This window comes from Nocardioides sp. NPDC058538 (assembly GCF_042719275.1).
Taxonomy (GTDB): Bacteria; Actinomycetota; Actinomycetes; order Propionibacteriales; family Nocardioidaceae; genus Nocardioides.
The window spans coordinates 254,004-264,263 of sequence record NZ_JBHXNY010000003.1 but is presented as its reverse complement, the minus strand read 5'-3'; the positions used below and the strand labels follow the sequence as shown (position 1 = coordinate 264,263).

General features: G+C 70.5%; 9 protein-coding genes. 5 read left to right on the top strand and 4 right to left on the bottom strand.

The annotated features are described in order from the left end of the window. Positions 1–132 precede the first annotated feature (132 nt). From hutU to ACFWQC_RS04605, 3 genes are read right to left on the bottom strand one after another with little or no spacing between them, the layout of a single operon-like run. Complete coding sequence (gene hutU, locus ACFWQC_RS04615) at positions 133–1,788, bottom strand: urocanate hydratase (protein ID WP_378673698.1); 1,656 nt, start codon at positions 1,786–1,788, stop codon at positions 133–135. Between the two features lie 8 nt (positions 1,789–1,796). After that, the gene (hutH, locus tag ACFWQC_RS04610; protein ID WP_378673774.1) at positions 1,797–3,344 is read right to left on the bottom strand and encodes a histidine ammonia-lyase; all 1,548 of its coding nucleotides are present in this window, start codon (positions 3,342–3,344) and stop codon (positions 1,797–1,799) included. A gap of 17 nt (positions 3,345–3,361) precedes the next feature. Then, positions 3,362–4,516 (bottom strand): LCP family protein, encoded by a 1,155-nt coding sequence (locus tag ACFWQC_RS04605; protein WP_378673695.1) that lies wholly within the window; start codon positions 4,514–4,516, stop codon positions 3,362–3,364. Positions 4,517–4,691: 175 nt separating this feature from the next. Here ACFWQC_RS04605 and ACFWQC_RS04600 point away from each other — a divergent pair, with 175 nt between their 5' ends. From ACFWQC_RS04600 to ACFWQC_RS04590, 3 genes are read left to right on the top strand one after another with little or no spacing between them, the layout of a single operon-like run. Continuing rightward, positions 4,692–6,179, top strand: a complete 1,488-nt coding sequence (locus ACFWQC_RS04600; protein ID WP_378673692.1) for a DNA-3-methyladenine glycosylase 2 family protein — start codon at positions 4,692–4,694, stop codon at positions 6,177–6,179. Next, on the top strand, positions 6,179–6,658 hold the full coding sequence (locus ACFWQC_RS04595; protein ID WP_378673689.1) for a methylated-DNA--[protein]-cysteine S-methyltransferase: 480 nt from the start codon (positions 6,179–6,181) through the stop codon (positions 6,656–6,658). Before ACFWQC_RS04600 ends, ACFWQC_RS04595 begins: the two co-directional genes overlap by 1 nt. Continuing rightward, positions 6,658–7,104: a hypothetical protein gene (locus ACFWQC_RS04590; protein WP_378673686.1), complete on the top strand. Its 447-nt coding sequence runs from the start codon at positions 6,658–6,660 to the stop codon at positions 7,102–7,104. The genes ACFWQC_RS04595 and ACFWQC_RS04590 overlap by 1 nt, the downstream gene beginning before the upstream one ends. Before the next feature lie 99 nt (positions 7,105–7,203). Here ACFWQC_RS04590 and ACFWQC_RS04585 read toward each other — a convergent pair whose 3' ends face one another. Then, complete coding sequence (locus ACFWQC_RS04585) at positions 7,204–7,926, bottom strand: IclR family transcriptional regulator (RefSeq protein WP_008358359.1); 723 nt, start codon at positions 7,924–7,926, stop codon at positions 7,204–7,206. Between the two features lie 143 nt (positions 7,927–8,069). Between ACFWQC_RS04585 and leuC the strand changes: the two genes are divergently transcribed. Together leuC and leuD are read left to right on the top strand one after the other, a co-directional pair. Further along, a complete protein-coding gene (gene leuC, locus ACFWQC_RS04580; protein WP_378673683.1) occupies positions 8,070–9,482 on the top strand; it encodes a 3-isopropylmalate dehydratase large subunit in 1,413 nt (470 codons plus the stop codon). A gap of 1 nt (position 9,483) precedes the next feature. Beyond that, a complete protein-coding gene (leuD, locus tag ACFWQC_RS04575; protein WP_378673680.1) occupies positions 9,484–10,089 on the top strand; it encodes a 3-isopropylmalate dehydratase small subunit in 606 nt (201 codons plus the stop codon). The last annotated feature ends 171 nt before the right edge of the window (positions 10,090–10,260 follow it).

Sequence of the window (10,260 nt, the reverse complement as noted above, 5' to 3'; positions counted from 1 at the left end):
CATGTCGTCCATAAGAGCACCGGTGTGGGTCTCCACCCCCCTCCGGCGGCTCGACCAGCGGGGCCACCGCTGGTCGAGCCGTGAGGCCGGCTACGGCCGAGCGTGTCGAGACCAACACAGTCGCCGCCAGGCTCAGGCGTCGAGCATCGGGACGTTGAGTCCCCGCTCACGAGCGACATCGCGCGCGTGCTCGTAGCCGGCGTCCACGTGGCGCATGACGCCCGTGCCGGGGTCGTTGGTCAGGACCCGCTCGATCTTCTCCGCGGCGAGCGGAGTGCCGTCGGCGACACAGACCTGGCCGGCGTGGATGGAGCGGCCGATGCCGACGCCACCGCCGTGGTGGATGGAGACCCACGATGCACCGGAGGCGGTGTTGAGCAGCGCGTTGAGCAGTGGCCAGTCGGCGATCGCGTCGGAGCCGTCCTTCATCGACTCGGTCTCGCGGTAGGGCGAGGCCACGGAGCCGGAGTCGAGGTGGTCGCGACCGATGACGACCGGCGCCGAGAGCTCCCCGGAGGCGACCATCTCGTTGAACTTCAGCCCGGCGAGGTGGCGCTCCTTGTAGCCCAGCCAGCAGATCCGCGCCGGCAGGCCCTCGAAGTGCACCTTCTCGCCCGCCTGGGTGATCCAGCGCTTGAGGCCCTCGTTCTCGGGGAACAGGTCGACGATCGCCCGGTCGGTCTTGGCGATGTCCTCGGGGTCACCCGAGAGCGCCGCCCAGCGGAATGGGCCCAGACCCTCCTCGAAGAGCGGTCGGATGTAGGCGGGGACGAAGCCGGGGAAGGCGAACGCGTCCGCGAACCCGCCCAGACGGGCTCCCTCGCGCAGCGAGTTGCCGTAGTCGAACACCTCGGCGTCGCGGCCCATGAAACCGACCATCGCCTCGACGTGCTTGGCCATCGAGGCCTGCGCCTTCTCGGTGAAGTCGTCCGGGTCCTCCGCGGCCCGCGCGGCCCACTCCTCGACGGTGTATTCGAGCGGGAGGTAGGAGAGCGGGTCGTGCGCCGAGGTCTGGTCGGTGACGATGTCGATCTCGACCTCGCGCGCCAGGATCTCCGCGAAGACGGCGGCACAGTTGCCGACGAGGCCGATGGAACGCGGCGTACGCGACTTCTTGGCCTCCTCGGCCTGCGCGAGCGCGTCGTCGAGGGAGGTCGCGACGGTGTCCATGTAGCCGTGGTCGACACGGCGCTGGAGGCGGGCCGCGTCGACGTCGACGACGATCACGACGCCCTCGTTGAGCGTGACCGCGAGCGGCTGGGCACCACCCATGCCGCCGGCGCCGCCGGTCAGGGTCACGGTGCCGGCCAGGGTGCCGCCGAACCGTTTGCGGGCGATGGCGGCGAAGCACTCGTAGGTGCCCTGCAGGATGCCCTGGGTGCCGATGTAGATCCACGAGCCCGCGGTCATCTGGCCGTACATGGTCAGGCCGAGCGACTCCAGCCGCCGGAACTCCGGCCAGGTCGCCCAGTCGCCGACGAGGTTGGAGCTGGCGATCAGGACCCGGGGCGCCCACTCGTGGGTGCGGAAGACGCCGACCGGTTTGCCGGACTGCACCAGCAGCGTCTCGTCAGCCTCCAGTTCGTCGAGGGTGCGGACGATGGCGTCGTACGCTTCCCAGGACCGCGCGGCCCGGCCGGTGCCGCCGTAGACGACCAGGTCGTCGGGACGCTCGGCCACCTCCGGGTCGAGGTTGTTCATCAGCATGCGCTTGGCGGCCTCGGTCTGCCAGTTCTTGGCGGTGATCTCGGGGCCGTGCGGTGCGCGGACAGTGCGTGGTTCGCTCATGTCGCTCATCACATCACTGAAGTGAGCGAGCGCGCACGGGAAAGAAGGGTGCCGTCGGCGACGAGGCCGACGACCGACCTGATGTCCGGGGACAGGAACCGATCCGGGCCGGGGGCGGGGACCAGCTTGCGGATCTCCTCGACCAGCGCGGCGCCCACCGGGCCGGGACGCTCGGGGGCGCGCATGTCGATCGCACGGGCGGCGGTGAGGATCTCGATGGCGACGACCTGCTGCGCCCCGGAGATCGCGCGGCGGAGCTTGCGGGCGGCGTTCCAGCCCATCGAGACGTGGTCCTCCTGCATCGCGCTCGTCGGGATGGAGTCGACCGATGCGGGGACGGCGAGGCGCTTGAGGTCGGAGACGATCCCGGCCTGCGTGTACTGCGCGATCATGTGCCCGGAGTCGACGCCGGGGTCGTGGGCGAGGAACGGCGGCAGCCCGTGGTTGCGCGACTTGTCGAGGAAGCGGTCGGTGCGGCGCTCGGAGATCGAGGCGAGGTCGGCGGTGGCGATCGCCAGGAAGTCGAGTACGTAGCCGATGGGTGCGCCGTGGAAGTTGCCGTTGGACTCGACCCGGCCGTCGAGCGTGACCACCGGGTTGTCGACCGCGCTGGCGAGCTCGGTCTCGGCCACCCGGGCGGCGTGGGCCATGGTGTCGCGCACCGCGCCGTGGACCTGAGGCGCGCAGCGCAGCGAGTAGGCGTCCTGCACCCGGGTGAACCCGGTGCCGCGGTGGTCGGCGACGATTCCGCTGCCCGCGAGAACCGCACGGATGTTGGCTGCCGAGGTCGCCTGGCCGGCGTGCGGGCGCAGTGCCTGGAGGTCCTCGGCGAAGACGCTGTCGGTGCCCTGGAGCCCCTCGATGCTGAGCGCCCCGGCGATGTCGGCGGTGGCGACCAGGTCGTCGAGGTCGGCGAGCGCCAGGACGAGCATCGCCAGCATCCCGTCGGTGCCGTTGATCAGCGCCAGCCCCTCCTTCTCGCGCAGCTGTACCGGGGTGATCCCGGCGGCCGCCAGCGCGTCGGCGCCGGGGACGAGGTCGCCGTCGGCGTTGCGTACGTCTCCTTCGCCCATCGCCGCGAGCGCGCAGTGTGCCAGCGGGGCCAGGTCGCCGGAGCAGCCGAGCGAGCCGTACTCACCGATCACCGGTGTGATCTGGGCGTTCAGGAGCGCGGCGTAGGTCTCGGCGACCTCGGGGCGTACGCCGGTCCGCCCGGTGGCGAGGGTCGAGAGGCGCAGCAGCATGAGGCCGCGTACGACCTCCTTCTCGATCTCGGTGCCCGAGGAGGCCGCGTGCGAACGGACCAGCGAGGCCTGCAGCTGGGCGCGGTGCTCGGGCGGGATCGAGGTGTTGGCCAGGGCGCCGAAACCGGTGGAGATGCCGTAGTGGGGCCGGGTGTCGTGAGCCAGCGACTCGATGAGCTCGCGGCTCGTGGCCATCGCGGTCAGCGACTCGTCGGTGAGGGTGATGGGGGTGTTGTGACGGGCGACGGCGACTACCTGATCGAAGGTGAGGGCACCGACCCCGACGGGAACCGTGGTGTAGGTCATGACCAGAGTGGATCACATCACATTCAGGCGGGTGAGCACAGGCCGTTGTCGGCGGCGTCCTTCTCCTGGTCCTCGGGGCTCACCGAGTCGGCCGGGACCTCGTCCGGTGAGGCGCTGACCTCGGGATTCGCCGGTGTGGCAGAGGTCGTGGGTGAAGGGGCGGCGGAGGTCGTCGCGTCGTGGAGCGGACGGTCCTCGAGCATCCGCTCCCACAGCTGGTCGGACTCCGGGAGGATCTCGAGACGGCCCCAGTTGGGATCGCCTTCGGGGAACGCCCTGTTGGGTACGGTCTCGAACTCGATGCTGCCGGGGTCGAGGTCGCGCATCTCCCCGGCCAGGTCGGCCAGGCCGGCGACCGAGCCGACGTCGGTGGTGATCGACTTGGAGAGCTCGGTCGCGAACGAGGCCAGCCGACGCGGACGGGTCAGGGTGCCGGCGGAGAGGACCTTGGTGGCGAGGGCGGTGAGGAAGTACTGCTGACGTCGCATCCGGCCCAGGTCGGCGTTGGGGGTCGAGGAGCGGTTGCGTACGTAGTCGAGGGCCTGCTTGCCGCGCAGGTTGTGGGTGCCGGCGGGCAGGAAGATGTTGTGCTCCTCGTCGTCGATCGCCTCCGGGATGCAGATCGTGACGCCGCCGACGGCGTCGACCATCCCGCGGAAACCGGCGAAGTCGAGCGCAATGTAGTGGTCGATCGGGATCCCGGTGAGCAGCTCGGTCTGGCGGGCGGTGCAGATCGGGCCGCCGAGGGAGTACGCCTCGTTCCACATCACGCCGCTCGCCTCGGGGATCGTGGTGCCGTCCGGGGCGGTGCACTCGGGCCGGTCGACGAGCGCGTCGCGGGGGATCGAGACGCCGTAGGCCGAGGTCCGGTCGGCGGAGACGTGCAGCAGGATGGTGCTGTCGGAGCCGCCGGAGCCACCCTCGCCGTCGATCGAGCAGCCCGCGCAGTCACGTCCGTCGGTGCCGAGGATCAAGATGTTGAGCGGCTGCTTGGGGCCCTCGTCCTCCGCTTCCGGCTCGTCGAGGAGGTGGTTGATGTCGCCCCCGGAGCCGAGGTTGCGGTTGAGGTGGCTGTAGAACGCCCAGCTGCCGATCCCGGTGCCGACCGCCAGGAACAGCATCGTGACCACCACGGTGAGCACGACCGTACGTGTCCCCGACCTCGTTTCGGTCCTCATCACCCTCCCTCGCCCGTCCGCCTGAGCGGACCGTCTGCGTGTGCAGCCCACACAGGTTGTACGCGCCAGTGAGCCGAGAGGTTGCTGCTTCAGGTAACGGCATTGTGAAACCATGAGGAAGGCACTGTCCGAAAACCGCGCGTAATTTCGTTCCGAACGCGGCAACATGGTGGACATGGATGGGACGACGAGCGTGAGCGGACTCGACTTCGAATCGTGCTACCGCGCTGTTCGTTCGCGCGACCGGCGCTTCGACGGCATCTTCTACACGGCGGTCGCCTCGACCGGGATCTACTGCCGGCCCTCGTGCCCGGCGCGGACCCCGGCGCTGGTGAACGTCTCCTTCCACCGGACCGCTGCGGCGGCCCAGGCAGCCGGCTACCGCGCCTGCAAGCGCTGCCGTCCCGATGCCACCCCGGGCAGCCCGGAGTGGGATGTGGCGGCGACGCTGGCCGGGCGCGCGATGCGGCTGATCGCCGACGGGGTCGTCGACCGGGAAGGCGTCGAGGGGCTGGCTCGCCGCGTCGGCTACTCGCCGCGCCACCTGACGCGGCTGCTGACCACCGAGCTCGGCGCCGGTCCGTTGGCTCTGGCCAGGGCGCGCCGTGCGCAGACCGCCCGGACGCTGGTCGAGACCACCGAGCTCGGCTTCGCGGACATCGCCTTCGCGGCCGGCTTCTCGAGCGTACGTCAGTTCAACGACACCGTCCGCGAGGTCTATGCGGCCTCGCCGACCGAGCTGCGCGGGCGCCGTGGGTCGCGGCGCCGGGCCGACGGGACCATCGCGCTGCGGCTCGCCGTCCGCACCCCGTTCGCCGGTCGGGCGCTGCACGCGTTCCTGCGCGACCACCTGGTGCCGGGTGTCGAGGCCGCGGGGGTCGACGGCGGGCGGCGCTGGTTCGCCCGCACGCTCGACCTGCCCAACGGGCCCGGCACGCTGCGTCTCGAGCTCGCCGACATCCCCGAGGGCGAGACCGGCTTCGTCCACGCGACCTTCAAGCTCGCCGACCTGCGCGACACCACCGCCGCCGTCGAGCGCGCCCGCCGGCTGCTCGACGCCGACTGCGATCCGCGTGCGGTCGGCGACGTCTTCGTCGGGGACGAGGTGATCGGCCCGCTGGCCCTGGCCCTGCCGGGGCTGCGGGTGCCGGGCACCGTCGACGGGGGCGAGCTTGCGCTGCGTACGATCGTGGGGCAGCAGGTCTCCGTCGCCGGTGCGCGCACCGTGCTGGCGGGGATCGTCGCCGAGCACGGCCGCCCGATCGCGACCGACATCGACGGCCTCACCCATCTGTTCCCGTCCGCGGACGCCCTTGCCGCCGCCGACCCGGCCGGCATGCCGATGCCGCGCTCGCGTGGGCGTGCTGTCACCGGTCTGGCCGCGGCCCTCGCCTCCGGCGAGCTCCAGCTGGACCGCGGCACCGACCGCGACGTCGTGCACGAGCAGCTGATCAGCCTGCCCGGGGTCGGACCCTGGACCGCCGACTACGTCGCGCTGCGTGCTCTCGGCCATCCCGACGTCTTCCTGCCGACCGATGTCGGCATCAAACGGGGGCTGGAAGTGCTCGGTGCGCCCGCGGCGGATGTCGCCGCGTGGCGGCCGTGGCGCTCGTACGCCCTGCTCTACCTGTGGACCTCACTGACTGCCTTGGAGAAACTGTGATGTGGACTCTCATCGACTCGCCCGTCGGCGAGCTCCGGCTGGTCGCGCACGACGGCGCGATCACCGCGATCGACTTCATGCCGGCCGACTACGCCAAGGGCCGGGTGCTCGGGGAGCGGTCCGACTCGGATCCGCTGCTGCTGGAATGTGCCCGGCAGCTCGCCGAGTACTTCAAGGGTGACCGGACGAGTTTCGACCTCCCGCTGGCGCCCTCAGGGACAGCGTTCCAGACGCGTGTCTGGGAGCAGCTGCAGCAGATCGAGTACGGCACGACCGCCTCCTACGGCCAGATCGCCGGCCGCCTCTCGCTGACCGGCCACGGCGCCCGCGCCGTCGGGCTCGCCAACGGCCGGAACCCCATCCCCATCGTCATCCCGTGCCACCGTGTCGTCGGCGCGGACGGCTCCTTGACCGGCTACGCCGGTGGCCTGGACCGCAAGACGACGCTGCTGGGCCTGGAGAGCGGTGCGCTCTTCTGATGCCGAGACCGCAGATGTGGCGTACGTCGGTGGCGGCCGTGGTGCTCGCGGCCGCCCTCGCCGGGTGCGGGGAGGGCGCCGCGGAACCCGCGGGGTCGGGCTCGCCCGCGGAGCCTGTGGAGCCCGCGACCGGTCAGAGCCGGAGCATGGGCGACTACGCCCTGCTGGTCAACGGCCGGGTGAAGTGCGATCAGGACGTGTCGAGCGACGAGGCGAAGGACACGATCGAACGCGTCGGCGGGCTCCAGCAGCCGACCTGGTCGGTGCGGTTCGCCGAGGGCACCGCGGCCGGGGTCGTCGTGCTGGTGGCCGGTGACCTCGAGGATGCCCAGCCCCTGCTCTTCGACGACTACCACGTCGCGGTGATCGTCGGGTTGTCCGAGGATCAGACGCGGGCCGAGGACTTCGGAGCCGTGCGTGAGGCGGTTCGGGAGGTCTGCGACTGAATGCTCACCGAGTTACCTCGGCCAGGTGACGCTTCCCTCGTGGAACTCCGCGAAGGAAGTGCGCGCTCACCGAGTTACCTCGGTGAGCATCCGGCGCTGCTACTCCGCAGCCGCTCGCCGCAGCGACTCCGAGAGCCGGTCGGCGGCGGCGAGGACAGCGGGGGCGTGCATCTTGCCGGGCTGGCGGGTGAGGCGCTCGAGGGGGCCGGAGACGGAGACGGCGGCGATGACCTTGCCACCGGGGGAGCGGACGGGAGCCGACACCGAGGCGACGCCGGCCTCGCGCTCGCCGATCGACTGCGCCCACCCGCGACGGCGGATGCCGGACAGAGCGGCGGCGGAGAAGGCGGCGTTCTGCAGGCCGCGGTGGAGGCGCTCGGGGTCCTCCCACGCGATCAGTATTTGAGCGGCCGACCCGGCACGCATCGTCAGCTGCGAGCCGACGGGGATGGTGTCGCGAAGACCGGAGGGGCGCTCGGCGGCGGCGACGCAGACGCGGAAGTCGCCCTGGCGCCGCCACAGCTGCGCCGACTCACCGGTGATGTCGCGCAGACGCGCCAGGACGGGTCCGGCGGTGGCCAGCAGTCGGTCCTCGCCGGCGGCGGCGGACAGCTCGGCCAGTCGCGGGCCGAGAACGAAGCGGCCCTGCATGTCGCGGGCGACCAGACGGTGGTGCTCGAGGGCGACCGCCAAACGGTGTGCGGTCGGACGGGCGAGACCCGTCCCGGCCACCAGGCCGGCCAGGGTCGCCGGGCCGGATTCGAGAGCTGTGAGCACAAGGGCGGCCTTGTCGAGCACGCCCACACCGCTGGAACTGTCCATATCGCAAGACTAACTTCTCAGAACCTGAGATGCAACGTTACGCTCGGAGAAGCAGACTGGAAGTGGCGGATCTGACATTGCGATTCAACGCTCGAACCGCCACCGGCCACTACAGACCAAAGATGCCAGATGGAGAACGTGTCATGGGCAGGACCTTGTCGGAGAAGGTGTGGGACGAGCATGTCGTCCGGTCGACCGCGGGAGAGCCCGATCTCCTATACATCGACCTTCACCTCATCCACGAGGTGACGAGTCCGCAGGCCTTCGAGGGCCTGCGTCTGTCCAACCGTAAGGTGCGTCGTCCCGACCTCACCATCGCCACCGAGGACCACAACGTCCCGACCCTCGACTGGGACAAGCCGATCGCCGACCCGGTCAGCCGCACCCAGGTCGAGACGCTGCGCAAGAACGCCGAGGAGTTCGGCGTACGTCTCCACCCGCTCGGCGACGCCGAGCAGGGGATCGTGCACGTGGTCGGGCCGCAGTTGGGGCTCACCCAGCCGGGCATGACCATCGTCTGCGGTGACTCGCACACCTCGACGCACGGTGCGTTCGGCGCGATCGCGTTCGGCATCGGCACCTCCGAGGTCGAGCACGTGCTGGCGACCCAGACGCTGATGCAGGACAAGCCGAAGACGATGGCTGTCACGGTCGACGGCGCCCTGCCCGACGGCGTCAGCGCCAAGGACCTGATCCTCACCCTGATCTCCAAGACCGGCACCGGCGGTGGCCAGGGCTACATCGTGGAGTATCGCGGCGAGGCCATCCGTGAGCTCTCCATGGAGGCCCGGATGACGATCTGCAACATGTCGATCGAGTGGGGCGCCAAGGCCGGCCTGATCGCTCCGGACGAGACCACCTTCGCCTACATCAAGGACAAGCCCGAGGCTCCGAAGGGCGCCGAGTGGGACCAGGCCGTCGCGCACTGGAAGTCGCTGGTCACCGACGAGGACGCGGTCTTCGACAAGGAGATCGTGCTCGACGCCGCCGAGGTCACCCCGTTCGTCACCTGGGGCACCAACCCGGGCCAGGGCGTCCCGCTGGGCGCCGCCGTCCCGAGCCCCGACGACTTCGAGGACGCGGACGCGAAGATCGCGGCCGAGAAGGCCCTGACCTACATGGGTCTCGAGGCCGGCACCCCGATGCGCCAGGTGCACATCGACACCGTCTTCCTCGGCTCCTGCACCAACGGGCGCATGGAGGACCTGCGTACGGCCGCCGACATCATCCAGGGCCACAAGGTCGCCGACGGCACCCGCTTCCTGGTTGTGCCCGGCTCGGCCAAGGTGCGCCTTCAGGCCGAGGAGGAGGGTCTGCACAAGATCTTCCTCGACGCCGGCGCCGAGTGGCGCGGCGCGGGCTGCTCGATGTGCCTGGGCATGAACCCCGACACCCTCGCCCCCGGCGAGCGCTCGGCCTCCACGTCCAACCGCAACTTCGAGGGTCGCCAGGGCAAGGGCGGTCGCACCCACCTGGTCTCGCCGGAGGTGGCTGCCGCGACCGCCGTACGCGGCACCCTCTCCTCGCCCGCCGACCTGACTCTCGTGGAGGCCTGACATGGACAAGTTCACCAGCCACACCGGCGCCGGTGTGCCGCTGCGGCGCAGCAACGTCGACACCGACCAGATCATCCCCGCGGTCTACCTCAAGCGCGTGACCCGCACCGGCTTCGAGGACGGCCTCTTCGCCGCCTGGCGCAACGACCCGACCTTCGTGCTCAACAACGAGGCGTACGCCGGGGCCTCGGTCCTTGTCGCCGGCCCCGACTTCGGCACCGGCTCCTCGCGTGAGCACGCCGTCTGGGCGCTGATGGACTACGGCTTCCGCGTGGTCATCTCGAGCCGCTTCGGCGACATCTTCCGCGGCAACTCCGGCAAGGCCGGCCTGCTCGCGGCGAAGGTCGATGAGAAGGTCGTCCAGAAGCTGTGGGACCACCTCGACGACAACCCCGGCGCCCAGATCACCGTCGACCTGCAGTCGCGCACCGTCCGTGCCGGCGAGGGCCCCGACGCCATCGAGGACTCCTTCGACATCGACGACTACACCCGCTGGCGCCTCCTCGAGGGCCTCGACGACATCGGCATCACGCTCTCCCACGAGGACGACATCGCCACGTACGAGGCGACCCGGCCCGCCTTCAAGCCGGTCACCCTGCACGCCTGAGCATCGCCGAGAAGGCGCTCGCGTCGGCCGAGGCGTCACCTACGTCGGCCGAAACGTCAGCTACGTAGATCGAATCGTCAGTTGTGGGGGAGCGGAGGGACCACACCGAGCCCCAAAAACCCAATTAAGGCCAACCAACACACAAAAAGGCGGGCACAGGTTGCGGCGACG

Excerpts from the sequence above, each read along its gene's own strand:
- ACFWQC_RS04595 (WP_378673689.1), top strand. The coding sequence starts at position 6,179 with ATGTGGACTCTCATCGACTCGCCCGTCGGCGAGCTCCGGCTGGTCGCG.
- leuC (WP_378673683.1), top strand. The coding sequence starts at position 8,070 with ATGGGCAGGACCTTGTCGGAGAAGGTGTGGGACGAGCATGTCGTCCGG.
- ACFWQC_RS04600 (WP_378673692.1), top strand. The coding sequence starts at position 4,692 with ATGGATGGGACGACGAGCGTGAGCGGACTCGACTTCGAATCGTGCTAC.
- ACFWQC_RS04585 (WP_008358359.1), bottom strand. The coding sequence starts at position 7,926 with ATGGACAGTTCCAGCGGTGTGGGCGTGCTCGACAAGGCCGCCCTTGTG.
- ACFWQC_RS04605 (WP_378673695.1), bottom strand. The coding sequence starts at position 4,516 with ATGAGGACCGAAACGAGGTCGGGGACACGTACGGTCGTGCTCACCGTG.
- hutU (WP_378673698.1), bottom strand. The coding sequence starts at position 1,788 with ATGAGCGAACCACGCACTGTCCGCGCACCGCACGGCCCCGAGATCACC.
- ACFWQC_RS04590 (WP_378673686.1), top strand. The coding sequence starts at position 6,658 with ATGCCGAGACCGCAGATGTGGCGTACGTCGGTGGCGGCCGTGGTGCTC.
- leuD (WP_378673680.1), top strand. The coding sequence starts at position 9,484 with ATGGACAAGTTCACCAGCCACACCGGCGCCGGTGTGCCGCTGCGGCGC.